The sequence below is a fragment of the Secundilactobacillus angelensis genome (assembly GCF_012641075.1).
GTDB classification, from domain to species: domain Bacteria; phylum Bacillota; class Bacilli; order Lactobacillales; family Lactobacillaceae; genus Secundilactobacillus; species Secundilactobacillus angelensis.
Genome location: NZ_JAAXLJ010000005.1, coordinates 45,887 through 72,507 on the forward strand (window position 1 = coordinate 45,887; position 26,621 = coordinate 72,507).

The 26,621-nt window shown below is 44.3% G+C and carries 23 protein-coding genes and 1 riboswitch; of the genes, 12 read left to right on the forward strand and 11 right to left on the reverse strand.

Going from position 1 to position 26,621, the window contains the following annotated elements:
* Positions 1 to 157: 157 nt before the first annotated feature.
* Together HC026_RS03905 and serC are read right to left on the reverse strand one after the other, a co-directional pair.
* A complete protein-coding gene (locus HC026_RS03905; RefSeq protein WP_168924687.1) occupies positions 158 to 1,321 on the reverse strand; it encodes a phosphoglycerate dehydrogenase in 1,164 nt (387 codons plus the stop codon).
* 12 nt (positions 1,322 to 1,333) lie between these two features.
* Entirely contained in the window at positions 1,334 to 2,410 is a 1,077-nt protein-coding gene (gene serC / locus HC026_RS03910; RefSeq protein WP_168924688.1) for a 3-phosphoserine/phosphohydroxythreonine transaminase, read from the reverse strand.
* Positions 2,411 to 2,847: 437 nt separating this feature from the next.
* Here serC and HC026_RS03915 point away from each other — a divergent pair, with 437 nt between their 5' ends.
* Positions 2,848 to 3,459 (forward strand): histidine phosphatase family protein, encoded by a 612-nt coding sequence (locus HC026_RS03915; protein ID WP_168924689.1) that lies wholly within the window; start codon positions 2,848 to 2,850, stop codon positions 3,457 to 3,459.
* Positions 3,460 to 3,471: 12 nt separating this feature from the next.
* On the opposite strand, the gene HC026_RS03920 is transcribed toward HC026_RS03915, so the two are convergent.
* From HC026_RS03920 to HC026_RS03940, 5 genes are all read right to left on the reverse strand, one after another.
* The gene (locus tag HC026_RS03920) at positions 3,472 to 3,957 is read right to left on the reverse strand and encodes a GNAT family N-acetyltransferase (RefSeq protein ID WP_168924690.1); all 486 of its coding nucleotides are present in this window, start codon (positions 3,955 to 3,957) and stop codon (positions 3,472 to 3,474) included.
* Positions 3,958 to 4,059: 102 nt separating this feature from the next.
* Positions 4,060 to 4,689 carry a hypothetical protein gene (locus tag HC026_RS03925; protein WP_168924691.1) on the reverse strand — a complete coding sequence of 210 codons (630 nt, stop codon included), beginning with the start codon at positions 4,687 to 4,689 and terminating at the stop codon, positions 4,060 to 4,062.
* Positions 4,690 to 4,915: 226 nt separating this feature from the next.
* Entirely contained in the window at positions 4,916 to 7,987 is a 3,072-nt protein-coding gene (gene carB, locus HC026_RS03930; protein ID WP_168924692.1) for a carbamoyl-phosphate synthase large subunit, read from the reverse strand.
* Positions 7,980 to 9,050, reverse strand: a complete 1,071-nt coding sequence (locus HC026_RS03935) for a carbamoyl phosphate synthase small subunit (protein ID WP_168924693.1) — start codon at positions 9,048 to 9,050, stop codon at positions 7,980 to 7,982. Before HC026_RS03935 ends, carB begins: the two co-directional genes overlap by 8 nt.
* A gap of 551 nt (positions 9,051 to 9,601) precedes the next feature.
* Positions 9,602 to 9,832: a P8 family protein gene (locus tag HC026_RS03940; protein WP_168924694.1), complete on the reverse strand. Its 231-nt coding sequence runs from the start codon at positions 9,830 to 9,832 to the stop codon at positions 9,602 to 9,604.
* A 222-nt stretch (positions 9,833 to 10,054) separates the two neighbouring features.
* On the opposite strand from HC026_RS03940, the gene HC026_RS03945 reads away from it, so the two are divergent.
* Positions 10,055 to 10,201 (forward strand): hypothetical protein, encoded by a 147-nt coding sequence (locus HC026_RS03945; protein ID WP_089088279.1) that lies wholly within the window; start codon positions 10,055 to 10,057, stop codon positions 10,199 to 10,201.
* An 81-nt stretch (positions 10,202 to 10,282) separates the two neighbouring features.
* Here HC026_RS03945 and HC026_RS03950 read toward each other — a convergent pair whose 3' ends face one another.
* Entirely contained in the window at positions 10,283 to 10,654 is a 372-nt protein-coding gene (locus tag HC026_RS03950) for a glycine cleavage system protein H (RefSeq protein WP_168924695.1), read from the reverse strand.
* 145 nt (positions 10,655 to 10,799) lie between these two features.
* On the opposite strand from HC026_RS03950, the gene HC026_RS03955 reads away from it, so the two are divergent.
* Both HC026_RS03955 and HC026_RS03960 read left to right on the forward strand, forming a co-directional pair.
* Positions 10,800 to 11,840, forward strand: coding sequence for a lipoate--protein ligase (locus HC026_RS03955; protein WP_168924696.1), 1,041 nt, complete (start codon positions 10,800 to 10,802; stop codon positions 11,838 to 11,840).
* Between the two features lie 7 nt (positions 11,841 to 11,847).
* Positions 11,848 to 12,156: a DUF7671 family protein gene (locus HC026_RS03960; protein ID WP_168924697.1), complete on the forward strand. Its 309-nt coding sequence runs from the start codon at positions 11,848 to 11,850 to the stop codon at positions 12,154 to 12,156.
* A 59-nt stretch (positions 12,157 to 12,215) separates the two neighbouring features.
* Here HC026_RS03960 and dapF read toward each other — a convergent pair whose 3' ends face one another.
* The gene (gene dapF, locus HC026_RS03965) at positions 12,216 to 13,226 is read right to left on the reverse strand and encodes a diaminopimelate epimerase (protein WP_168924698.1); all 1,011 of its coding nucleotides are present in this window, start codon (positions 13,224 to 13,226) and stop codon (positions 12,216 to 12,218) included.
* A gap of 86 nt (positions 13,227 to 13,312) precedes the next feature.
* Entirely contained in the window at positions 13,313 to 14,677 is a 1,365-nt protein-coding gene (locus HC026_RS03970; RefSeq protein ID WP_168924699.1) for an aspartate kinase, read from the reverse strand.
* A 360-nt stretch (positions 14,678 to 15,037) separates the two neighbouring features.
* Positions 15,038 to 15,217, forward strand: a riboswitch (Lysine riboswitch).
* 100 nt (positions 15,218 to 15,317) lie between these two features.
* Between HC026_RS03970 and lysA the strand changes: the two genes are divergently transcribed.
* The 8 genes from lysA (at position 15,318) to recQ (ending at position 24,805) form a co-directional block, all read left to right on the forward strand.
* Entirely contained in the window at positions 15,318 to 16,634 is a 1,317-nt protein-coding gene (lysA, locus tag HC026_RS03975) for a diaminopimelate decarboxylase (protein WP_168924700.1), read from the forward strand.
* Positions 16,635 to 16,681: 47 nt separating this feature from the next.
* A complete protein-coding gene (gene dapD, locus HC026_RS03980) occupies positions 16,682 to 17,392 on the forward strand; it encodes a 2,3,4,5-tetrahydropyridine-2,6-dicarboxylate N-acetyltransferase (protein ID WP_168924701.1) in 711 nt (236 codons plus the stop codon).
* A 4-nt stretch (positions 17,393 to 17,396) separates the two neighbouring features.
* Entirely contained in the window at positions 17,397 to 18,548 is a 1,152-nt protein-coding gene (locus HC026_RS03985; RefSeq protein ID WP_168924702.1) for an N-acetyldiaminopimelate deacetylase, read from the forward strand.
* Between the two features lie 40 nt (positions 18,549 to 18,588).
* Positions 18,589 to 19,485, forward strand: a complete 897-nt coding sequence (dapA, locus tag HC026_RS03990) for a 4-hydroxy-tetrahydrodipicolinate synthase (protein WP_168924703.1) — start codon at positions 18,589 to 18,591, stop codon at positions 19,483 to 19,485.
* 25 nt (positions 19,486 to 19,510) lie between these two features.
* The gene (dapB, locus tag HC026_RS03995) at positions 19,511 to 20,290 is read left to right on the forward strand and encodes a 4-hydroxy-tetrahydrodipicolinate reductase (RefSeq protein ID WP_168924704.1); all 780 of its coding nucleotides are present in this window, start codon (positions 19,511 to 19,513) and stop codon (positions 20,288 to 20,290) included.
* Positions 20,291 to 20,314: 24 nt separating this feature from the next.
* Positions 20,315 to 21,499 carry an aminotransferase class I/II-fold pyridoxal phosphate-dependent enzyme gene (locus HC026_RS04000; RefSeq protein ID WP_168924705.1) on the forward strand — a complete coding sequence of 395 codons (1,185 nt, stop codon included), beginning with the start codon at positions 20,315 to 20,317 and terminating at the stop codon, positions 21,497 to 21,499.
* Positions 21,500 to 21,585: 86 nt separating this feature from the next.
* Positions 21,586 to 22,677 (forward strand): aspartate-semialdehyde dehydrogenase, encoded by a 1,092-nt coding sequence (gene asd / locus HC026_RS04005; protein ID WP_168924706.1) that lies wholly within the window; start codon positions 21,586 to 21,588, stop codon positions 22,675 to 22,677.
* A 358-nt stretch (positions 22,678 to 23,035) separates the two neighbouring features.
* Positions 23,036 to 24,805, forward strand: coding sequence for a DNA helicase RecQ (gene recQ, locus HC026_RS04010; protein WP_168924707.1), 1,770 nt, complete (start codon positions 23,036 to 23,038; stop codon positions 24,803 to 24,805).
* Positions 24,806 to 24,865: 60 nt separating this feature from the next.
* Here recQ and HC026_RS04015 read toward each other — a convergent pair whose 3' ends face one another.
* Positions 24,866 to 26,527 carry a peptide ABC transporter substrate-binding protein gene (locus tag HC026_RS04015; RefSeq protein WP_168924708.1) on the reverse strand — a complete coding sequence of 554 codons (1,662 nt, stop codon included), beginning with the start codon at positions 26,525 to 26,527 and terminating at the stop codon, positions 24,866 to 24,868.
* Positions 26,528 to 26,621: the final 94 nt, after the last annotated feature.

Below are 26,621 nucleotides of genomic sequence, written 5' to 3' on the forward strand. Positions count from 1 at the left end.
TGATTACTGTCGACACTGCTGACTCCCCGTCTGAGTGCCGGCTTCGAATGAATATCGCAATAAGCCAACTTTACTTCGCGTTCCCCAACAACAGTAAGGTTTTACAAAAATAACAGGTTATCAGCGTGTAGGGATGCTGGTAACCTGTTTTTTTGGATTATTTTCGGAGTAACCGGACGCGATAAACGGCGTCAATGGCGCTCAATTGGTCGAGAATGACCGCGTCTTGTTTTTGCAAATGGTTCACATCAATAATGGTATACGCAACCTTATCCTTAGCGGCGTTACTCATGTTTTCAATGTTAATGTTAGCGTTTGCCAAGATTGTGGCAATTTGGCCGACCATGTTAGGGATGTTTTGATGCATCACAGTGATTCGGTATGGTGTGCCAAATGGAATTTGTAAATTCGGCAAGTTCACGCTGTTCTGAACGTTACCAGTTTCCAAAAAATTCATGATGGTTTCGGCACCTTGAACGGCACCGTTAGTTTCGGCTTCGCCCGTAGAGCCACCAATATGGGGTGTGATTACAACGTCTTTGCGGTTAAGAATTTCGTCGCTACCGAAATCTGTAAAGTAGCATTTAGCATGGCCACTGTCTAGGGCTTTAAGCATCTCCGTGTTATTGACGATGCCACCACGCGCAAAGTTAAAGACAGTGACGCCGTCTTTCATTGCAGCAAAGGCCTTGGCACCAATCATCCCGGTCGTTTCCTCATTCTTAGGGACATGGACGGTTACGTAGTCAGCATTTTTAAGGGCAGTGGCCAAGGTTTTCGCCCGTTTAATATCAGTGGAGATTCGCCATGCGGCATCCGATGATAGATAGGGGTCGTAGGCGATAACTTTCATACCTAACTGGCTTGCTGCATTGGCGACTAGTGATCCAACGTGGCCCACTCCAATAACGGCCAACGTTTTGCCCAATAGCTCTTGACCACTGAACTTAGTCTTATCATGTTCGGTGCGCTTGGAAATATCAGCACCGCTATTGTGAGCGGCGTAATCAGCAGCAGCGAACAGGTTTCTGGATGCGGCAACCAACATAGCGACCATCAATTCCTTCACCGCATTGGCGTTGCTACCAGGAGTGGTGAAAACAGCGGTGCCATTGGCGGTGGCTTTGTCGATGGGCACGTTATTAAATCCCGCACCAGCCCTAACGATGACCTTTAAACTTTTGGGCAGCTCTAGTTCGTGAAGGTTCACTGAACGGATGAGATACGCATCCGCGTCATCGGTTTGGTTGATTTGGTATTGATTGGTAAGTCGATCTAGACCTGCTTTAGCAATTGCGTTGTACGTTTTAACCTGATACATAAAGATAACCTCCTACAAGTTCTTTTCAAAGTGATAGAGTTCGTTAACCAGTGCTTGAACACCTTCAAACGGCATGGCGTTGTACAGACTGGCCCTTAAGCCACCAACGCTACGGTGCCCCTTCAAGTTCAACAGTCCGTGAGCCGTTAGATCATCAATGGCTGCTTGATCGATTTTGGAATCGTCAGTCATGAACGGTACGTTAGTTAAAGAACGATCCGCTGGCTTCACTGGATTACTGAAGAGTTTTGATTGATCTAAAAAGTCATAGAGCAGGCTAGACTTCTTTTTGTTGAGGGCTTCCATCGCTTCGATACCACCAATTTCTTTTAGCCATTTTAGCGTTAAGCCGGTTGCGTAAATATTGAATACTGGTGGCGTGTTTGGCATCGAGTTCTTTTTAGCGAAGAGTTGGTAGTTAAAGACACTAGGAATATGGTCAACCTTTTTTATCAACGATTTTTTAACGATGACCAGGGTCACACCTGCAGGACCCAAGTTCTTTTGAACCCCGGCAAAAATTAAATCGAAGTCAGTGACGTTATAGTGTTGTGCCATAATGTTCGAGGACATGTCAGCTACCAACGGTGTACCATTGGTTTGGGGTAAGTCGTGGTAGGCAGTGCCTTCAATCGTATTGTTAGTACAAATATGCAAATAATCGTAAGTATCAACGGGAAGCGTTGATGTCCGGGCTGGCAGCCGGTCATAATGGGTGCCCTTGGTTGACGCTAACGTATCAACTTGATAGCCAAGGTTAGCAGCCTCTTCACCGGCTTTAGCTGCCCAGTGACCAGAATCCAGTAGGGCGATTCGATGATGTTTTGTGGCTAAATTCATAGGTACTGCGGCAAATTGTCCTGTACCGCCGCCCTGAAAGAACAACACTTCGTAGTCATCTGGAATCCCCATGAGATCACGTAGATCCTGTTGAGCAGTGTTGATGATATCATCGAAAAGTGCGGAACGGTGGGTAATTTCCATAATACTCATTCCTGTTCCACGCAACGACGGGAGTTCGGTTTGAATTTGGTTGATGACTTGGTCTGGTAACGTTGCTGGACCAGCGGCAAAATTATAAACTGTCATGAGATATTCCTCCAAATAAATTAAAATAAAAACCCTCACAGCGGACACTGTGAGGGTGGTTGATTACAGATATTACGGCCTCACAGTTGAATTAAAATTCATCTGTGTAGGACCAATGAGTGCACATGAAGAGCGGTCTACGCAGATGTGACTGTAGACCAGGAGGATGATACTGTTTGCATGTTATTTAGCTTGTTCATATCAATAACCTCCCTTTCTTTAATTAAAATTTAACAGAAGGGAAAAGACTTGTCAACGAAAATATTAATATTATTAGCCTCTTAAATGGAATGGAAACGGTTCCTGCTAATAATGGGCAATATTAAGAGTGATGAAATTTAATTAAGGTTGGAATTGTATGAGGATTGTTGATACTATAAAATCATTGGTAATCGCTTCAATAAGAACATAAATAGTGAGAAATGGGGACACAAAGTATGACTGAATTTTATTTCATCCGCCATGGGCAGACCGAAGCTAACGCACTTGGTCTCAAGCAGGGGACGATCAATTCCGATATCACCTTTTTAAATGAAAATGGAAAAAAGCAGGCCAAGCATCTACACGATCATTTTGACCTGAAATTTGCCGATCAGTTGCTTATCAGTCCCTTACACCGGACACAGGAGACCGCAGCGCTTCTGAATACCACGGCGAAACTTCCCACCGAAACGGATTCAAGATTACTTGAAATCTCATACGGCAAATGGGATGGCTTGAAGAATTTGGATCTGCAGACAAAATACCCTGATGTTTTTGATCCGGTACTACATGATGTTTTGCCAAGCTATACCAAGTATGCAACTGACGGCGAAACTTTTGATCACGTGGTTGATCGGGTAACAGCTTTTATGACAGATTATGCAAATCGTTCGGCAAACGGGAAATTCATCGTTGTTACTCATGGTTTTACGGTAAAAGCCGCCGCATTGGCAGCACTTCAGCCACAAGATGCAATGACGCTTCCTGAACCAGAAAATACCAGTGTGACCAAAATCAGTTTGATTGATGGTCGATATTATCTTTGGTTTTATAATCGGTTGTACTGATGTGGCAAACTATTAGAGTGCTTTAACCATATTATACCAGGTTTCACCGGCGTGGGTGGAAGCTGAAACACCTTCGTTAACGTAGCCATTACGCTCGTAGAAGGGAACTAACTTTTCCAGACAGGTGAGGGTGATAGCGTCACGATTCTGGGTGCGCGCAACTTTAGCTAGTTCACTGAGTAGTTTACTGCCGAGTCCTTGCTTGCGTGCGGTGGTAGATACTGCCAGACTTAAAACTGTTTGGTAACGGTCTGTTGGCTGATTAGCTTCAAGGTGATCGTACAGGGCATCATCGATGTAACGCTGATTAGAAGCTGGTCCCACAATATAGCCTAAAACTTGGTGGTTATCAGTGGCAACGATAAAAGTGTCACTGATGCGCTTGATACGTTCTGCCATACTCATTCGTGTAGCGACTTCGTCAGGAGTAAAGCCTTGATTTTCAATAATCATGATTGCGTCAAGTTGGTCTGCCTGGGCTGGTTGGAAAGTTATCATGTGTTGCCTCCGGTTAAATTAGTCAAAACAATGTTTTCATTATAATCGGAGTTTTGACAAAAAGAAAACACCTCAGCCAAATGGCCAAAGTGTTAAGTTCAACTAATTAGCGTAAAGCCAAACTCTCATAGTGAGTAAATAACCTTCAACTAACGGCATATCTTTTTTGTCGGGTAGGTTATTTTCTAATACTTCAATTGTTTTTTGGGACCATGGATGCAATTTCTTTTCGTTGGAGATTAATGCCAATTGACCGGGTGTGAATAGTTCTGCCAGTCCAAGACGCTTCACTCTACCAAAACGGTACCGCATTGCTAATGTCCAAAGATAATCGTAAATAGATTGTTGGGCAGTAAGATCTAACGGTGTTGTTTTAGTTAATTCATTTAATCGATCTGTTAATTGCTTTTCCAATTGTGAGTCAGAAATTGGAAAGGCCGTGACCAATTGGCCAGGTTTTGAAAGTGATTTTAAGAGATCCAAGGTTGCTCGGAATAAATAATTTTCCTGACCGTAAACGGCTACTTGCTGATCAACTGAAGGATCGACAACTAAACTGTAATGCGCCAGAAAGTCAGTTACCCAATTGAGGTCGTGACGAATAGTATCTGAATCGACATTTAAGATTTGAGTTAGCTCGGATAGCGGTACGTGTTTCGGCGCGTGGGTCACTAGTAAAAGGGTTAAATGAGTGAGTCGCTCAGTAGCTTGTGGGTCTTGATTTTTAATCATTTTCAATCCCTCCTTGATAACAAGTAGTTTCAATTCTATGCCTTTATAGTTTAATCATCGCAGGTTAAAAGCCCCGTGTCAATCATAAAGTAAACGGTTTCATCAAATTCTTGATAACGAACTGCTTACAATTCGATTATTTCAAATAGAACTGTTTTTCAGCATATTCTAAACAGCAAAACGCCCTCAGCATTTATTGTTGGGGGCGTTAGTTTAGTTAAAATTTTTATCCTGCTTGCTTAGCGCTCGTTTGCTTGACCAGTGCAGCAACGGTGTCAGCTGCGGTAAACAAGGTGACCTCGTGGCTCAAAGCGCGCGTTGTCAATTGTTTAGCCAAATCACTTTCATCTTCCGTTGCCAGAACAAAAGCGAGATTGTCTGGCCATTCTTGATCCAATTGGTAAACTTGGTGCGGATATCCACCAGCGTCGAGGGCGGTCATTAAATCAATGTTTTTGGCGTCATACGGTGTGACCAGAATTGGACCAGTTTTATCGCTGTCGAAGTCGTAGCTGTCAAAGAGGGCTTTATGCAGTGCTTCTGACAGTGTTTTACCGTGGCCAAGGTCTTCACCAGTTGACTTCATTTCTGGGCTAAGTGCGGTTGGTGCGCCCGGTAATTTGGCGAATGAGAAGACCGGTGCCTTTACATATACACTATCTGGTTCAGGATACATGCCTGGCTGCAGGTCGATTTCGTCGAATGACTTGCCAATAATGAGTTGGGTAGCCAACTGTGCCAAATGCATGTGCGTAATTTTACTCATAAACGGTACGGTTCTTGAAGCCCGTGGGTTCACTTCAATCACGTAGACCTGATCGGCAACGATAAACTGAATGTTCATCATCCCGATACAATGCACAGATTCACCAATCTTAGTTGCAATTTGAACGATTTCAGCCTTTTGAACGTCAGTTAAAGTCTGTGGTGGATACATGGCGATAGAATCACCTGAGTGCACACCGGCACCTTCTAAGTGTTCCATAATACCAGGAATAAAGACTTGGTTGCCATCACTGAGGATATCGACTTCACATTCAGTTCCCTTGATGTACTTGTCAATCAAGATTGGTTCGCCATGGCTGTGTTTCAAGGCAGGTACCAGATAATCATTGAGTTCATCTTGATCGTGCACGATTGCCATTCCTTTACCACCAAGAACAAAACTTGGCCGTACTAAAACGGGGTAACCTAATTTTGTAGCGATTTCGTGAGCACCAGGAATGTCAGTTGCGGTATCACCAGCTGGATGAGCAATCCCTTGGTCGATCAGAAGATCCTCAAATTCGTGTCGGTTTTCAGTCTGTTCAATACCAGCCATGTTTGTGCCGAGAATTTTAACCCCACGGTCTGTGAGTTGTTGGGTTAAATTAATGGCAGTTTGGCCACCGAACTGAACAATTACGCCAATTGGTTTTTCTAAGTTGACGATGTTCATGACTGAGTCGATGGTGAGCGGTTCAAAGTATAATTTATCAGAAATCGAAAAATCCGTGGAAACCGTTTCTGGATTGTTGTTAATGATAATGGCGTTGTAACCTGCTGATTGCAGGGCCTTAACGGAGTGGACAGTGGTGTAGTCAAATTCAACACCTTGGCCGATTCTGATGGGGCCGGCACCCAGAACAATCACACTGTTTCCGAGAGGCTGACTTTCGTTTTCAGTGCCCACAGTACTGTAAAAGTAGGGGGTGAAACTCTCAAATTCAGCAGCGCAGGTGTCCACCATTTTATAAACCAAATGCTGATCAGCCATGGCGTGAAGCTTGGCTAGTGCTGAATCGGTTACATCAGTCACAGCTTTAATCATATCATCATCAAAACCCAATTTTTGAGCTTTTAAAACCGTCTCGGCGGTTAGCATGGTCGTTGTGAGTTCCTTTTGCATGTCGATAATATTCATTAATTTTGCCAAGAAGAACATATCGATCTTGGTTGATTCATGCAATTGCTTGATGGTTGCACCTTTGCCAATGGCAGCAAAGATTTCAAACAACCGAATGTCGGTTGGCGTTTTGATTGTTTCCAGGAGTTCGGCCAATGACTTGTCTTTGGCATCGTCTGGTAAGAGACTGGCTTGCATCTGGGAATCCAATTCAAGAGATTGGACAGCTTTTAGGAGTGATTCTTCGATGTTGCTACCAATCGCCATCACTTCACCAGTGGCTTTCATTTGCGTACCAAGTTTACGATCCGCGTGGTAAAACTTGTCAAAGGCAAAGCGGGGGATTTTAGCGACAACGTAATCAAGCGCTGGCTCGAACATTGCGTAGGTCGTCTGCGTGATGGGGTTGATAATCTCGTCAAGATTAAGACCCACTGCAATTTTGGCCGCAATCTTGGCAATGGGGTAGCCAGTAGCTTTGGAAGCCAAGGCTGACGAACGACTGACACGTGGATTAACTTCAATGACGTAGTAGTGTTCACTATAAGGATCCTGGGCGAGCTGCACGTTGCAGCCCCCCTCGATTTTAAGGGCGTTAACGATGGTCAGAGATGCGTCCCGCAGACGTTGATACTCTTTGTCGTTCAACGTCTGAGTTGGCGTAAACACGATTGAGTCACCAGTGTGCACGCCGACGGGATCGAAGTTTTCCATACCAGCAACGATAATGGAAGAACCTTTGTGATCACGCATGACTTCGAATTCGATTTCCTTGTAGCCGGCGATGCTCTTTTCAACTAAGCATTCAGTTTCTGGCGACATGGTGAGACCACGATTTAAGACGGTCTTCATTTCGTCATCATTGTGAGCAAAACCGCCGCCAGTTCCACCCAGCGTATATGCTGGCCGGATGATTACTGGATAGCCGATTTCATGGGCAAAATCTAACCCAGTCTGAAGGTCATAAACCGTCTTCGAAGGCGGAATCGGCTGACTCAAGTCGTTCATTAAATCTTTAAAAGCTTCCCGGTCTTCAGCCTGGTTAATGGTATGCAAGTTAGTTCCCAGCAATTCAATTCCTAAATCTGCTAAGATGCCTTTTTTCGCAAGTTCCACGGCTAGATTCAACCCTGTTTGGCCACCCAAAGTCGGTAGGATAGCATCGGGCTTTTCCTTCTTTAAAATGGCGGTAACGCTATCTATCGTCAGTGGCTCTAGGTAGACCTTATCGGCAATTTCGTCATCGGTCATGATCGTAGCAGGATTGGAATTGATCAGGACCGTGTCATAGCCTTCTTCTTTTAAACTTAAGCAGGCTTGGCTGCCGGCGTAGTCGAATTCAGCTGCTTGACCAATGACAATCGGGCCGGAGCCAATGATAACAATTTTATTTAAATCCGTTCTTTTAGGCATGCTGTACTCCCCCGTTCGTGTTCATTAAACCCATGAATTTACTGAATAGACGTGTCGCTTCGTGTGGTCCTGGTGCCGCCTCTGGATGATACTGAACAGAGAAGACCGGTTTACCTGGATAGCGCAGTCCTTCGCAAGTATGATCATTGATTTCAACAGCAGTGACTTCAAGGGGAGTTTCAGAAACGGAATCGATATCGACAGCGTACCCATGGTTTTGAGATGTGATGATAACCTCATCCGTGAGTAGGTTTTTGACAGGGTGGTTGATGCCTCGGTGACCAAAGACCATTTTATAAGTGCGAGCGCCATTTGCCAGCGCCAAAAGCTGATGGCCTAAGCAAATACCAAACAGTGGGTAATGCTCTTGTAATTGACGGATGACGGGCAAAAAGTCGGTAAACTCTTCAGGGTCACCAGGACCGTTAGAGAGTAAGATACCATCAGGATTTAAAGCTTCAATTGACTCAAAAGTGGCCTCAGGAGTCACAACGGTAACGTTGGCACCAAAGTTTTTCAGGAATTCTACGATATTGGCTTTAACACCAAAATCAACCAAGACAACGTGGTCAGGCTTCTCGTCCTCAGGGTGTGAGAAAGTGGCTGACTTAACGATCATGTCGACTGATTGCGTCTTGTTAAAACTGCTGGTATCAAGTGGTTGATTGGTGAGACTAGCCTTCATAGTCCCGTGCTTTCTGATGATTTTGGTTAATTGACGGGTGTCAACACCTGCAATTCCTGGGACGTTTGACTTCTTTAAAAATTCATCTAAAGTCATGACGCTTTGATAATGAAAAACCGTCGATGCAAGTTCTTGCATAACAACGGCTGATGCGGCAACCGTTGGCGATTGGTTCGCATGAAGCGAAATGCCGTAGTTACCGATTAATGGGTAAGTAAACGTGATAATCTGATTCGTATATGAAGGATCAGTAAGTGTTTCTTGATAGCCCACCATGCTGGTTGTGAAAACCAGTTCGCCCTTAATTTCTTTAGTTAAGTCACCCACGGCGGTGCCAACAAATTGATCCCCATTTTCAAGCGTTAAATATTTTTTCATGTCTGATAGCCTCCTCAATTACCGCCTCGCTGGACGGAGTTAATTGCTTTTTGTATAAGATAAGGTTTTTTTAGAAGAATGTCAAGGCGGAATATACATAAAAGCAGCCATTTTCAATTAAATATAAGCTATTTAGTTAAAATATGAATACTTATAGAGATAAAATGCTACTATATTTTATGCATAACCTAAAACAGCGTACGATGACATATCTTGTTAAAACCCACGTACAAAAAGGTTTACAACAAACAATGGTAGAATCAGTAAGGCGTTAATCGAAAAGTGTTATGCAGAAAAATGAATATACAAAAGTTTTTTCTGAATATCTGCCTTCCACGGTAACGATCTTGCTAGATTTGAATTTGATTTTAAACTATATTTCCGAATAAAGCTAGTCAAATATCCATAATTAATTCGCTTTTAATCAGTTATTATAGATTAGCAGATGATTATATCTTGTATGAGATTGTAATTCACAAACAATTCAAAATAAGGGTGGCTCACCATTGCTGGTGGGCCACCCTTATTTGAACAAGTCTGCTGTTGATCAGTTACTTTGCACTGGCAGTCTTTAAATTGCCTTCAACATACTTGCGAATATCGTCTTCGGATTCAGTCATGAATGGTTTCATTTGTTCTTCGGTCTTCATTGTATCGTGACCGTTGTGCTCCATGAGGTAATCCCAAATGGCGTCGCGAACTGGCATTTCTTCGTCGCTCCAGTCAAAAGCGTCATTCATGTTGTAATCTAAGAATAAAGTCTTATCTACTGATTCTGCCATATTGAATTCCTCCTTATAACTTCATTGTAGTGCTTTATTTTTCAGTGTTAAATAATTTGCTTATCCATAAAATTAAGTGTTCTTTATAATACGCTTATGTGGATGTTCAGATCACCAAACAAGCAGTCTCGTTATTTAACAAAATCAACTTTTAGTGCTAGTATGAATTTGTTAGGGTATCCTAACGTATGAAATTTAGAAAATAAAGGGAGCGCGATTTAAATGGCTAACAAGTTAAGTAAAGAACAGCGTAAGGCATTGATCGAAAAGGCAGAGGAAGACCGTGCTAAGCACCCAAAGGCTAAGAGTGGCAAGTCAGGTTTTGCAACCATTGATGAAGCTGCTGAAAAGCTAGAAAACCAAAACTAATCAAAAACGGCTTTGGCAGTTGCCAAAAGAAACTTAAAAAGAGCGTGATCGCAGTCATTTCACTGTAATCACGTTCTTTTTTTAAGCAGTTTTGACGTCTACCAGCCAGTTATCTTGAGTAGCGTGACTAGCTAACTGGTCATTTTGTTTAAGCAGGTCATTGTTACGCGCAATAATCGTTCCTTTAACGGGTGACTTCAAAGTTTCAACGGCTTTTGCACCTTCCATTTCAAGCAGGTCATCATCGGGTTCTAGTTGATTGTCTGGCGATGAGAAATCCATAAAGGTGATGTCACCAAGATCTTCATAAACCTGATCAGTCATGCCAAGTCGCATGACACCCGGCTTGATTTCTTGATACCAAACACCATCCTTTTCTTGGGGTTCAAATTTAGCTGGTTTCCCACCGAATAAATGTTTGATGCTGGTAATTAATTTAGTCCAAAATGACATAGTGAATCGCTCCTCCTCATTCGTTCTTCATAGCATAGTATACCGAGGTTCATCCAAGAAAGAAAGCGTTTCACGTTGTGCTGGAATCCACTGAGAAAAACCCGTAAAATAGAATTATCAAATATCTGAAAAAGGGGCCTCTCTTATGTTCTTAATCGATACCAGCCGAGATGGCAAACCAGTTTATGATCCAATCGTAAATCAGTCCCTGGATAACTACTTGATCAATGATCTCAAGTTACCAGGTCACGGCCTGATCATGTATATTAACGAACCGTCTGTCATTGTCGGTGTGAACCAAAACGTTTTTGCTGAGGTTAACGTGCCTTACTTGCGTGAGAACAACATTGCGTTGGTTAGACGGACTTCTGGCGGGGGTGCGGTATACCATGATATGGGTAACCTCGTCTTCGAAAATATCGTAGTGGGCGAGACGGATGACGGTGCTGAATGGGGTAATTATAGCGTCTTTGCACAGCCGGTCCTTGATGCACTCCATGAGCTTGGTGCCACGGAAGCAGTTTTGCGGGGCAATTCAGACTTGGTTGTCAACGACCATAAGTTTACTGGCATGACCATGGTTAAATCTGGCGATGCTTACGCTGCGGGGGGAACCTTGATGTATGATATGAACCTTGAAGCCGCAAGTGAAGCACTCCACCCGGTAGAGACGCGCATTAACGGAAAATGGGTGAAGTCTAACCGCAGCAACATCGAAAACATTAAACACCATTTAAACCCCGAATATCAGAATTTGACCAGTGAACAATTCAAGACACAGTTATTATTGAAACTTTTCCACGTTGATAAGTTGGAAGAGATTAAAACTTATCACTTAAACGATCACGATTGGCAGATTATTGATGAACGGTTAGCGGAACAATACCGCACTGATGACTGGAACTTTGGAGCTAATCCAGGGTTTAACCGTTACCGTTTCAGGCAATTTGACAGTGGTTCGGTTGCAATTAACTTTATGGCTGAGGGTCAGCAAATGACCAAGGTTGCAGTTTACGGGGATCTGTTAGATGATAAATTAGCGCGGAAGCTAGAAGGGCAACTCACAAATGCGACACTGGATGCCAGCGACTTACGGAAACGACTGAGTAAGCGTTGGCTACGGAAGGTCATGTCCGATGACGACATCGAGGTGCTAGTTGACCAATTATTAATTGAAAAGCAGTAGGTGAATCATGGCAAAAGCAAAGTACCCAGTTGAAGAATATATCGGTGTACCAGTTGAACAAGATGATAGTGGTCAGTACGTGATCCCTGATGAAGCCAACTTTCAGTTACATTCTTGGCGGACGGGCAGACATACTAAGGGTAAATTAAAGGGAATCGGGCAGGTGTTCTTGACCGAAAATCATTTGACGGTGGCGGTGATTGCCACTAAACCTGTGGCGTATAAGGATCGTCACGCCATTACACCGATGCAACGATTTACCAGTGAATTTGTCAGTGAGGACTTAGTTCAGCTTGCGAAAAGTAAACTCACTTAAATTAAAAATGGCTTCAACCCGAGAAGGATTGAAGTCATTTTTGCTGTATACATATTCATTTACTTTTTAACAGCAATGGCAGAAACTTTTGGCAATTGATCCACAAACTTCAGGTAAGCTGCCTCTTCAGAAGTTTCCTGAATTGAAGCTGTTTCTGTTGTAACATTAGCGTTGTGAAGTTCTTCTTCGTTAACATCAATGAGATGGGTTTCAGTGGCATTACCAATTAAATCAATCCAGTAACGGTCATCTGACTGGTGAACTTTAGTCTTTACCATACCACCAGGGTTATAAACCGAAATCGTGTGGTCGAACTGTCCCACATTAGGATGGACCATCGCAAAAGCCAAACTAGTAGCGGACATTCCAGTTCCACAAGCGTTAGTGAACCCAACGCCACGTTCGTAGGTCCGAACGAATAGCTGGTTCTTACCAAGGATTTGAGCGAAGCTGACATTCACGCCATCTGGGAAATAGTCGTTAGCACCATTCAGACGGGCACCTAGCTCGCCTAAAAGGGGACCGTTCATCGTTTCTTCATCCACGAAGCTAATTAGGTGAGGATTAGGCACAGCGATTGCCGTGAAATTCAGGCCTGGCGCAAGTGCCGGAACGGGTTGGTCAATCAATGCGCCGTCACCAAGGTTGGTAAATGGGAAATCGGCTGGCTTAAACCGCACTGGCGAAATTTCTACACTGAAAGCAGGAACGCTAGCAGCTAAATCATTTTGCCGGCTGACTTGTAAGTCTGCAGTTAGGGTTTCAACTTTAAATTGATTGGTGTGGTTCTTTTCAGCCAAATAGCGTGAAACGGTTCGTAAACCGTTCCCACACATTGAAGCTTCACTACCATCGGCGTTGATCACACGCATCTGTCCTAAAACGTTGGCGTGGTTAGATGAATTCACAACGAGTACCCCATCGGCACCGTCAAGAATCCCTGTGTCTGGGTTGGTGACTTGTTGGGCTAGTGCGGATAGTTCATCGTCGTTTAGCTGCTGGTCAAGAGTGGTTTGATCTAACAGGAAAAAATGGTTTTCAGATCCATGTACTTTACGTAATTGCACCATAGTTTTGACTACTCCTTGTTGTTGATAAATAATCGTGTTGCCATTCTATCAGTCTTTAATCAAAATGTCTCTCTTTTGGATCAAATTTAAGCTGGCTCACTGCTGAAAAAGGCGTTATAGATTGATTTAACAGCTTCGCCAGCATCTGCACGGCGGGTACCCAACATGATGGAAATCCGTGAGGCACCCTGGTTGATCATATGCACGCCAATGTCGTGTTGAGCTAGGGGTTGAATGATTTGTTCAATGACGCCAACTTGATTACGCATGCCTTCACCAACGACCATGATGATGGCATAATCATCGATCCATTCTAATGTATCAGGGTCGAGAGCTTCTTGAATATCATGACACATGTTATGGACGGTATCTTCGTCAAACTGGGTCTTATCGAAGATCACGGTTAAGTCATCGATCCCAGAAGGCATGTGTTCATAAGACACATTGTATTTTTTAAATACTTGTAACAGCTTCAGGGTAAACCCAACTTCTTTGTTCAACAGGTAGCGGTGAAGATAAAGCGCCGCAAATCTGGTAGAACTGGCAACGCCGGTAATCGTTTGTGCTGGTTTGAAATCCTTTTCGGGCACGATTAAAGTGCCAGGAAGATTTGGTCGGTTGGTATTTTTGACGTTGATGGGAATTTCGCCCTGAATTGCGGGAATTATGGCTTCGTCATGGAAAACAGAGAAGCCAGCGTATGAAAGTTCTCGCATTTCACGGTAAGTCATGCGGTGAATTGCTAGTGGATGGGCGACCAGCTTTGGATTAGCGGCGTAGATAGCGTCCACATCAGTGAAGTTTTCGTAAAGGTCCGCCTTCAATCCACGGGCAACAATTGCACCGGTAATATCTGAGCCGCCACGAGAAAAGGTGGCAATCTGACCTTCAGGTGTAAAGCCGAAGAAACCTGGAAAAACTAAGATAGAATCATCCACATCCACATGGGATAAATGTTGATATGTTTCTGGCAGCACCGTTGCGTTATTAGGCTCATCACTGACGATAATACCCGCTTCTTTAGGGTCCACAAAACGTGCCTTTAGACCCAAGTGAGTCATGACGGTTGCCATCAGACGAGCGTTCAAACGTTCACCGTGTGCTTTGAAAGCTGCGAGGAGATAGTCATCGTCCGGATAGTCAGTAGTTGGTAGTTCGCTCAAGGCTTGCCAAATAGGTGCGAGAGCATCTTCATCCAGATTAAAGTAATCACCAATTGCTTGATAGCGACTGAAGATCTGGTTGAAAACGTCGCTCGTATCTGCATGTTTAATCGTTAATTCTGCATATTTGATGAGTAAATCCGTCACTTTAATGTCACCATCATGACGTTTCCCTGGCGCTGAGGTGATAATCACCTGACGCTCAGGATCAGTTTTCATTATTGAAATCACTTTTTCAAACTGGGGTCCGTCAGCTAACGAACTGCCCCCAAACTTAACGACTTTCACATTAAACACTCCTTGTCCGTCCTGCTTTATCAGAAACGGTTAATAATTACATTGAATTCTAACAGTTTATTTTTCTTTGGCAAATTTTTTTTGACAGGAAATGAGGGTGTTTTTGTGGGGCAACTGTAGGAAGTGAATTTTTTTGAAATTTAGTTTTGGGGGGTGTGGAAAGGGTGGTGTGGCAACGTTTTCTAATCCAGTTCCGTCAAGCAGAGACTTGCACCTAAGAAGACCTGGACATAAATCCAAGTCCGGGATTTTTGTCCGAGTGTCCTTAGGCTCCAGTCTCTAAACGCTTGACTTCACCCTTTATTTTCATTATTCCCTTGACTATCTTAGAAAACAATTATAGAATTTGATTAAATCGAAGAGGTTGCAACCGACATTAGTCAGTTCACTCAGTCACTGTTATGACTAAGAGGTGGACCAAAAGGGGACGTTGCCGAAGCGCTGATTGTTACAGCAGTCAGTTTGCTGGGACGTGATTGAATAAATCACGGACTGTCGCAGATATAACGTCTGCGGAGCGCTATCGAAAATGAGTCCATAATGAATGAGTCATTAAACGTGGGGTCCTTTTGTTTAGCGCAAACAAAAGGATCCTTTTTCGTACATTCTATTAATCACCGGAGGGCATAACATGAGCGAGCAATTGACGAACCAACAGATCAACGAGGCAGGACATTTAACCATTGGCGGGGTTGACGCAGATGAGTTAGCGTCGAAATACCAAACACCACTGGCAGTCTACGATGTTTCTAAAATTCGTGGCCAGATTCGGCGGTTCAAATCAGTTTTTGAAGCAAACGGTGTTGATTATGCGGTCAGCTATGCTAGCAAAGCCTTTGCTGCAGTTGCTATGTTCCAAGTGATCGATCAAGAGCAAGGTCACATTGACGTGGTTTCCGGTGGCGAACTTTACACCGCCATTCAAGCTGGCTTTCCAATGACACGTGTTAGTTTCCACGGTAACAATAAGTCGCTTGATGAGTTGGAAATGGCCGTTAAAAATCACGTTGGTGTTATTGTCCTCGACAACTTCCATGAAATTGAGTTACTGGATCAAGTCCTTAGGGAACGGGATGCCAGTTCAGCAGTGATGCTGAGAATTACCCCAGGTATTTCGGCTCACACCCATGAGTACATTTCCACCGGCCAGGAAGATAGTAAGTTTGGGTTTGATTTAAAGACTGGCCAAGCTGATGAAGCTCTGCAAGAAGTTCTAGCGAACAGCCGGATGAACATGTTAGGGATTCACGCCCACATCGGTTCCCAGATTTTTGAACTAAATGGTTTTCAGATGGCGGCTAAAAAACTAGTTGAAATCGCCGCTAACTGGCATAATCAGTACGATTATCAACCAGAAGTGATCAACGTCGGTGGTGGGTTTGGTATTCAATACACTAAAGATGATCATCCATTGGCACCTGAAGACTTCGTTGATGCCATTGTTAAGACCATCAAACAAAGTGTGACTGATCAAGGCTTAGACATGCCGGCCGTTTGGATTGAACCTGGTCGTTCAATTGCGGGTCCGGCAGGATATAACCTTTATACGGTTGGTTCCCGGAAAGATGTTCCTGGGCTGACGTCATACGTAACCGTTGACGGCGGTATGGGCGATAACATCCGTCCAGCTCTTTATCAAGCCAAGTATGAAGCGGTTTTAGTTGATCAGCCGACCGCAGCACCCACAGAAACGGTACACATTGCTGGTAAGTATTGCGAGTCCGGTGATATTTTGATCGATAAGCAACCTTTGCCAGCAAGTAAACCAGGTGACGTATTGGCAATTCTTGATACTGGTGCGTACGGCTACTCAATGGCATCCAATTATAACCGCAACCCAAGGCCAGCGGTTGTCTTCGTCGAAAACGGTCAATCAACGTTGGTTGTAAAACGTGAGACGTATGCTGATTTGACGCGGTTAGACCAACCATTACCAGAATCATTTTAATAAAAAACTACCTATTATTAATAAACTAAGAGAGTTGAGGCAATAACATGGCAAAATTAGACGCACAGCAAATTATTGATTTCATTGGCAACGCACCAAAGAAAACACCAGTTAAGGTATACATCAAGGGTGATTTAACTAACTTAGCAGTGCCTGATAGTATTAAGGCTTTCATTGAAACAAAGACTGGTGTATTGTTTGGCGATTGGTCCGATGTCAAAGCCTTTCTTGACCAGCATCAGACAGAGATTACGGACACTGAAATTGAAAATCAGACGCGTAACTCCGCTGTCCCTCTACTAGATATGAAGGAAATCAATGCTCGTATCGAACCAGGAGCAATCATCCGTGATCAAGTGCTGATTGGTGACAACGCAGTTATTATGATGGGGGCTACCATCAACATCGGTGCCGAAATTGGTGATGATACCATGATTGACATGGGTGCTGTACTGGGTGGCCGTGCTATTGTGGGGAAGCATTCCCACATAGGTGCTGGCACCGTTTTAGCTGGTGTGGTTGAACCCGCGTCCGCTGAACCGGTTCGGGTTGACGATAACGTGTTGATTGGTGCTAACGCAGTAGTCATCGAAGGTGTTCACGTTGGCGAAGGTGCTGTGGTTGCTGCGGGTGCGGTGGTTACACAAGATGTTGCACCGCATACCATGGTTGCAGGCGTGCCAGCCAAGTTTATTAAGAATGTTGATCAGAAGACTGAATCTAAAACGGGTCTCGAAGATGATTTAAGAAAGTTGTGATGAAATGGCAGTATTAACGGAAGACGCGCTAATCAATATTCGTCGCGATTTGCATCAGATTCCAGAACTGGCACTACATGAAGTCCAGACATCAGCTTATCTGGAAAAGATAATTGCCGGTTTTGATCAGACTCATTTGCAAGTAAAAAAGATCGCGGATTTACCTACCGCTTTACTGGTTAGAGTTGAAGGCAGTTCACCTAAAAGGACGGTTGGTTATCGGACCGATATTGACGCCTTACCAGTTACCGAAGAAACCGGATTACCCTTCGCTTCCAAGCATCCGGGTGTAATGCACGCCTGCGGACACGATATTCATATGACTGTGGCATTAGGTGTCCTCAGCTACTTCGCTGAACATCAACCAGCTGACAACATGATTTTTTTCTTCCAGCCGGCTGAGGAAAGCGAAAATGGTGGTAAGTTGGCCTATGAACTAGGCGTGTTTAAAGATCAGTGGCGGCCCGATGAATTTTACGGGCTACATGATAATCCTGATTTACCAGCTGGTGCTATTGGGTGTCGAATGGGCACGCTGTTTGCTGGCACCACTGAAGTTAACATTGATTTAGAAGGTAAGGGCGGCCACGCAGCTTATCCACAAGATGCCAATGACATGGTGGTTGCTGCTGCTGAATTGATCAACCAGGTGCAAACCATCATTTCCCGGAGTATCGATCCCATTGAGGGCGGTGTGATTACCCTTGGTAAATTGGAAGCTGGTACAATTCGTAATGTGATTGCTGGTCATGCCCACATTGAAGGAACGATACGTGGGCTGACTCAGGTCATGATCAAACGAATCGATCAGCGACTGCAAGACGTTGGCGAGGGTGTTGCCAGAAGCTTTAATGCTAAGGTGACAGTTGCCTTGAATCAAGGCGGCTACTTGCCAGTTGAGAATAATCCGGAATTGACCAAACGCTTCATCAATTATATGAAGGACAATCCAGACGTTCATTTTGTTGAGACGGAACCTGCAATGACGGGTGAAGATTTCGGTTACCTGCTTTCTAAAATTCCTGGCACCATGTTTTGGCTTGGGGTTGAAGATGACTCGCAACTTCACTCAGCAACGCTAAATCCTAAGGAATCAGCCATTGAAGCAGGTGTTAATGCCATCACCGGGTTGTTGACCAACCGGATGGCTGGATAATCAGCTGCATGCAATCAGTCAATTAAAAAGGAGACATACCATGACAACATTAGAAAACGTAGATTTGATGACTGCAATCATCACCCCATTTGACGAAAATGATAATATCAATTACCAAGCGTTGGAAAAATTGACCAACCACTTGATTGATACTGGTAGCAAGGGTTTCGTTATTGGTGGAACAACTGGTGAAACGCCAACGTTGACCCACGACGAAAAGATTGATTTGTATACTCGTTTTGGTCAAATAATTGGTGGTCGGGTTCCCGTGATTGCTGGTACTGGTAGCAATAACACCCGTGAAACAGCAGCCCTGACTAAAGAAGTCAGTGAAATTCAGGGTGTCGACTACGAACTCGTGGTGGTGCCATATTACAACAAGCCCAGCCAACGCGGTATGATTGCCCATTTCACAGCGGTTGCGGATGCAGCTGAAAAGCCAATCATCATTTATAACATCCCTGGTCGGACAGGCGTGACTATGGCTAACGAAACGGTTGTGACGTTGTCGCAAAATCCAAAGATCGCGGGCGTTAAACAATGTACTTCAATCGACGACATTGAATTCTTAGTTGAACATACGCCTGACGATTTCTACGTTTACAGTGGTGAAGATGCCCAAGCACTCTCCGCCCGAGTAGTCGGCGGTGCCGGTGTCATTTCAGTTGCTTCTCATATCTACGGTGATCAGATGCGGTCAATGTACGATGCCCTCTATGCTGGTGATTTGGTTAAGGCTGGTGGTCTCAAACGACAATTGACGCCAAAGATGGCTGCCCTATTCATGTTCCCATCACCATCACCAGTTAAAGCGGTATTAAATGCCCAAGGTTATGGTGTTGGCGATTGTCGGTTACCAATCCAATCACTGAATGATGACGAGTCTCGTCAATTAGCCCACGCATTAGGCATGGACGAAGGTGCATTAGTTAAATAAGTTGTAGAACAAGGAGTTTATGACAATGACAAAAGTGTTAATCGCCGGGTTTACCGGTGCCATGGGTCAAAAAGCTGTTCACTTAGTTCAAGAAAGTGACGGCTATGAATTAGTCGCCGGTTTTGCTGCCGGGATTACATCAAAGGATCCAAAAGACTATGATTTACCAGCCGGGGTTGCCATTTATGGTGACTTGAACGAGATTCAAACAGATGCTGACATCTGGATCGACTTTACATTACCAAGTGCAGTCTACGCAAACACCAAATTTGCAATTGAACACGGAATTCACCCCGTGATTGGGACAACCGGTTTAACCGACGATCAAGTGAGTGAAGTGCAGACTTTAGCTGCTGCTAAGCACCTCGGTGGGCTGATTGCACCCAACTTCGGTATGTCGGCTGTATTATTGATGAAGTTTGCCAAGGAAGCGGCCAAGTATTTCCCAGACGTTGAAATTATTGAAATGCACCATGATAATAAGGCGGATGCACCTTCAGGAACGGCTTTGAGTACCGCTAAACTGATTGACGAAGTTCGCCCAGAACATGAGCAGGGCAATCCCAATGAAACAGAGAGTTTATCGGGCGTTCGTGGCGGTGATTATCATGGCATTCACATTCATGCGGTGCGTTTACCAGGCTACGTTGCTCATGAACAAGTTCTGTTCGGTGGTCCCGGTGAAGCGTTGACGATTCGTCAAGATTCATTTGACCGTCAATCATTCATGACTGGTGTCAAAGTTGCCATGGATCACGTCCTGGACTTAAAGCAATTAGTCGTAGGTCTTGAAAACGTACTTTAATTAAATTAAAAATGGAGTGACATTATGCCTCAATTAGCCAGTGATTTAAGTCAGCAAGTTAATCAAAGATTAAACCAAGTCGGCCCCTCTGGAATCCGCGAAGTTGCCCAAAAATTCTCAACCATCCCAGGCATCATCCAGTTGACCCTTGGTGAACCAGATATGAACGTGCCTGAACACGTTAAAGAAGCTGCGATTCAGAGTATTCGTGACAATGATTCTCACTATTCGCCTCAAAAGGGAACCATGTATCTGCGGAAAGGGATTCATCATTACTTGATGGAAAGTCAGGGACTGGACTACGACCCTGAGACCGAGATTATCGCAACGGTAGGCGCCACGGAAGCGGTATGCGCTTCGTTACTTACCATCTTAAATCCTGGTGATAAAGTGGTCATCCCAACGCCAGCGTTTGCTCTGTATTTCCCACTGGTCACCATTGCTGGTGCCACGACTATTCAAGTTGATACTTCAAACAGCAACTTTGTGTTGACCCCAGAACGTTTGGAAGAAGTGCTGGATCAAGAAGGTGACTCAGTCAAAGCGGTTTTGCTAAACTATCCAGGCAATCCAACCGGGGTGGAGTATCCGCAATCAATGATTGAAGGTTTAGCCAAGGTGATTGCTGATCACCATTTGCTGGTGATTGCTGATGAGATTTATAGCGAACTGACTTATGGTGTTGATCACTATTCAATTGCCAATGTCATTCCAGAACGAACCATTTTGATTAACGGCCTTTCGAAGTCTCACGCCATGACTGGTTATCGAATGGGTTATTTGGCTGGTCCGGCTGAGTTAATTGCCAACGTCACCAAGATGCACGCTTTCATGGTGACCTCGCCGTCGAACCCAGCACAAGCTGCTGCGGCCGAAGCGCTTCATAACGGGCTGCAAGATCCTGTTGAGATGCGCAAAATTTACCAAAAACGCCGCGATTTTGTCCAACATGCAATGGATGAAATGGGGCTGTCAATGGCAACACCATCTGGCGCCTTTTATGCCTTTGTTAAGATTCCAGACAGTTACGGTACAGATGACGTGAAATTTGCTTACGATTTAGCGGAGAAAGCTAAAGTTGGTGGCGTTCCCGGCAGTGCCTTCGGTGCTGGTGGAGAAGGCTACATTCGTTTCTCTTACGCTGCGTCGGATGATGACTTGGCTGAAGCTATGAAACGGATGCAAGCATTTTTAACTCATAAAGCCTAGCACTTGACTAATTGTGCAAAATAAAGTTTAATGCAATTATTAAAAACTAATTTGAAAATATGCGTGATGAAAACGAGGGATATCTGATGAGTGAGAAATTACGAGTAGGAATTATTGGTGCAACGGGTATGGTTGGTCAGCGATTTATCAAGATTTTGGCCGATCACCCTTGGTTTGAGATTGCTTTGGTTGCCGCCAGTGCTCACAGTGCTGGCAAGACCTATGAAGATGCTGTTAAGGGCCGTTGGAAGATGGAAGGCGACGTTCCTGAACAAGTCAAAGGGATGGTTCTTCATGACGCTGCTAAAGTTGATGAAATCGCGCCTCAAGTTGATTTCATTTTTAGCGCCATCAAGCTAGATAAGGCTGACACTCGTAAGTTGGAAGAGGCGTATGCCAAAGCAGAAACCCCAGTTGTTTCCAATAACAGTGCTCACCGTTGGACGCCAGACGTTCCAATGGTGATTCCCGAAGTTAACCCGGATCACACTGATGTCATCAAGTATCAAAGGGAACGCCTTGGCACGACTCGCGGTTTTATTGCTGTAAAGCCGAACTGTTCTATCCAAAGCTACACGCCGGCGTTATCAGCATGGCGTCAATTTGAACCTACACAAGTGATTGCGACAACGTATCAAGCTATTTCAGGTGCGGGTAAGACGTTTAAAGACTGGCCAGAAATGGAAGGCAACGTTATTCCTTACATCGCTGGTGAGGAAGCCAAGTCAGAAGGCGAACCGCTGAAGATTTGGGGCCACGTTGATGACGAGAAAAAGGCCATCGTGCCAGCAGAAGATACGGTGATTACGTCTCAATGTATTCGGATTCCAGTCCTGTATGGGCATACTGCCGCAGCCTTTGTTAACTTCCGTCAGCACCCATCGAAGCAGGATTTAATTGATGCTTTGGAAAGTTACACGGGTGAACCACAACGTTTGGGATTGCCAAGTGCACCGAAGCAATTTATTCGTTATATGACTGAGGATGACCGTCCTCAAGTTCGCCTGGACGTGAACTTTGAGCACGGTATGGGTGTTTCCATCGGTCGGCTTCGCGAAGACAAAATTTTTGATTGGAAATTTGTCGGTTTGTCACATAACACGGCCCGTGGCGCTGCTGGTGGTGCCGTTGAATGTGCGGAATTATTGAAGGCGCAGGGCTACATTACTGCTAAATAAACAGAGTGTGAAAACAAGCGTTCAGAGAGTGGAGAATAAGGCGCAACCAATGGAAATCCCAGTTTTGGATTTCTGTTGGCTGTGCCTTATTTGCAACTCTCTGTTTGGTTGAGCACGTTTCAAATAAATAGAGTGTGAGTAGAAGCGATTAGAGACTGGAGCGTAGTGAAGTTATGGTGAAAATCCCGAACTTGGATTTGTGCCATGACTTTATTACGTGCAAGTCTCTGCTTCGCCGAGCACGTTTCAAATAGCTAGGATTTATGCTTTGAAAGTTCATCACCTGGTTGACGTAATTAACATTAGGACCAGTATTCTGTTAAACTGGAGAAAGATTATTTGAAGGGAACTGAAATTCATGAAGCCGCAGACCATATTAAAAGCCAAGTTCGGTTACGATAGCTTCCGTACTGGACAAGAAGCCGTTATCAATGACGTGCTGAATCACCAAAACGTGCTGGCTATCATGCCTACTGGTGGTGGTAAATCGCTTTGTTACCAGATTCCAGCGTTGATGTTAGACGGGGTCACATTAGTGGTTTCACCACTGATTTCATTGATGAAGGACCAAGTTGATGCTCTGAATGAAAACGGAATTGCAGCAACTTTTATTAACAGTTCGCTGGATTATGACCAAATCAATCAACGGTTTAATGACGTGGAGAATGGTGATGTTAAATTACTGTACGTGTCACCAGAACGATTAGATTCAGGCTATTTAAACCGACTGGCGGAGTTGCCAATTGATTTAGTGGCTATTGATGAAGCCCACTGTATTTCACAATGGGGACATGATTTTCGACCAAGCTACTTGAATTTGGCACAGACTATCCAACGGTTGCCAAGTCAGCCGACGATCATTGCTTTAACAGCCACCGCTACCCCAATCGTAGCTAAAGATATCATTCAGCGGCTAGGTTTACAAGAAGAGGTTAAAACGGGCTTCTCGCGTCCTAATCTGGCCTTTAAAGTTATTAAACAGCAGGACAGTGACAAGTATCTGGTGGATTACTTAAAGCAAAATTCTGGTCAATCAGGTATCGTTTACGCCAGCACCCGTAAGGAAGTCGAACGATTGACCAAGTTATTAAATAAAAAGCACATTGATGCGGCCATGTATCATGGCGGTTTGACAAAGGAAGTTCGGCGCGAAAACCAAGAAAATTTCCTTTATGATCGGGTGCCGGTGATGGTTGCAACCAATGCTTTTGGCATGGGAATCGATAAAAGTAACGTGCGTTTCGTGATTCATGCACAAGTGCCAGGCAGTTTGGAATCTTATTACCAAGAAGCTGGTCGGGCAGGACGAGACGGTCTTCCCAGTGAAGCTATTCTGTTGTTTCGGCAGTCGGATGTGTCAATTCAGCATTTTCTCATTGATCAGTCAGAACGAGACGATGCTGGTAAAAAGCGGGAATACGAAAAATTGCAGGACATGACTCAGTATGCTAATACGCAGGAGTGTCTTCAAAAATTTATTTTAAATTATTTTGGTGAGGAAGGAACTGACTGCGGACAATGTTCTAATTGTTTAGACGATCGTGAAGAACAGGATATTACCGTGGATACGCAAAAGGTCTTATCCTGTGTAAAACGGATGAGTGAACGGTTCGGCAAAATTCTGGTGGCACAAGTGCTGACCGGTTCAAGCGTGGCTCGAGTTAAGGAATTTCACTTTGACGAATTGACGACTTATGGCATCATGAAAGGCTCATCACAGCGGTCAGTGGCCGAACTGATTGATTTTCTCACTGCTGCTGGCTATTTGGTAGCCGAGGGTGGCCAGTATCCCGTGTTGCGTGTGAGTGACAGTGGTGTTGCCGTTTTGCAAGGCAAACAGAAAGTTTATCGCAAGGTTGCGGTTCAAGCTAGTCATGTTCTACCACAAAACGATGATCTATTTGAAAATTTGCGGACAATTCGGCGTGAATTTGCCAAAAAGCAGGGCGTGCCGCCATTCGTTATTTTTTCAGACAAAACCCTTCGAGATATGTGTGCAGTGATGCCACAAAATGAAGAAGAAATGTTAACGGTCAGTGGGGTTGGGGAAAGTAAACTCGCCAAGTACGGCGAAGCGTTCCTAACAGCATTGAAGGCTGCTAATGAAGATGGTGTGAAGGCTGATTAGATGCGGTTTAAGAAAATAACCCTCGTCCCGATAAATTCATTTGGACGAGGGTTATTTAATTTACTTGACCCAATAAGCACTCTTGTAATCCTCAACAACACCGCTAATATTATGAACCACTCCGTTTAACTTAGGGTTGGTTAAGAAACTATCGGCTTGTTGATACAGGGGGGTGACACCTTGCTGCTGTGTTAACCGTTTCTCAGCGGTGAGCATTTGACCCCAACGCAATTGATTATTGGTACTTTGATTGTTGCTGATGATGTCCACCAGATGGTCATAAGTGGCATCGTGCCACCGACCGTAGTTATGACGACTATTGCTGGTCATGGCCTGTAGAAACGACAGTGGATCTGGATAATCAGCTCCCCAACCGGTCAACAGCAAGTCGAACTGGCCGTGACTGATGCGAGTGGTTAAGTGAGTAGAATCAAGTGAGACCACTTTTACAGTTAATCCTGTGAGCTTACTTTCAAGCTGAGTTTTGATGTTTTTTGCGACCCGGACACTATTCACATCGTTAGGAGTGACTAGCGTTAGTTTAAAATTTCGTCCGTTCAGTTGGCGTTTAGCCGTAGCCCATTCAGTTGCTGCAGACTTCACGTTCCCTTTAACGTATGATGAGGCTTCCTGTTGATTGGCAAAATCAGAATGGTTCAGGTTGTTTTTACTCAGTCCGGCGGTGACAAATCCTTTAGGCGGTAACGAAGCATTTTGTAGCGCGTTATTGATTAACTGGCGACGGCTAATTGCGTGCGAAATAGCTAATCTTGCGTTACGATTATTAATGAGTTTTTTATTGGTTGTTTCACTTGTGTTAAAATTATAAGCGATTATACGCATCAATGAGAATGGCCGGACTACGTAGTCCGGATTATTTTTGTTTTCAGGAATCTGTTTACCAATGAGTTGGATTTCAGCAACTTTGTTTTTCTGGTAGGCTTTCAAATCCTGGGAAGGGGACTTAGAGGTCACGATGGTTAATCGTTTCAGATAAACATGGGATTTATCCCAGTAGTAAGGGTTAGGGACCAGGGTTCGCGAGGCACTATTGGCGTGCCACTTAACTAATTTGAATGGTCCGCTGTAAATTTGCTTATTAGCACTGGCACCGTATGCAGAACCATATCGTTGCACTGTTGCGCGATGTTGCGGCGCAAATAGTGGGTAGGCTAGCATGGTTTCAAAGTAAACCATTGGGTGCTCCAGTGTGACTTGAAGCTCATGATTTGACAGGGCTTTAACACCGAGACGGCTTGCTTTGAGTTCACCCTTCCTAATCTTGTCGGCGTTTTTGATCCCATCAAATAAGTTAGAATTGACAGACCTAGTTTGCGGGTTAACGCTTCGTTGCCATGAGTAGACAAAGTCACTGGCGGTAATTGGCTGACCATTGCTCCAGCGAGCGTTATTTCGAAGCTTGAAGGTGTACGTTTTGGCATTTTTGCTGATCCGGTAACTTTGGGCTAAGCCGTTGTTAACTCGGCCATTATTGCCTAATCGGAATAAACCCTCAGTTGAGCTTCGTAATTTATTGAAACTGCTGACTTTCGAGATATCCACCGTGTTTAGCCGAGTTTGCTCAACCACGGTGACATTTTGGTTCTGAGACATAACGCCCTTACTGTCAGATGCTTGTTTTGAATTCGATAATTTTTGTTGGCAGCCGCCTAACAGAAGCGCTGCTACAATAATGCCAATCAGTTTTAATTTTGATGTCATGGCCGTTTCCTCTCCATCCCATTCACTCTAAGTTGATAATAATAAAGCAGTTTCATAACGTCAAGTCACGTAAACATTTTGCGAGGTGAACAGT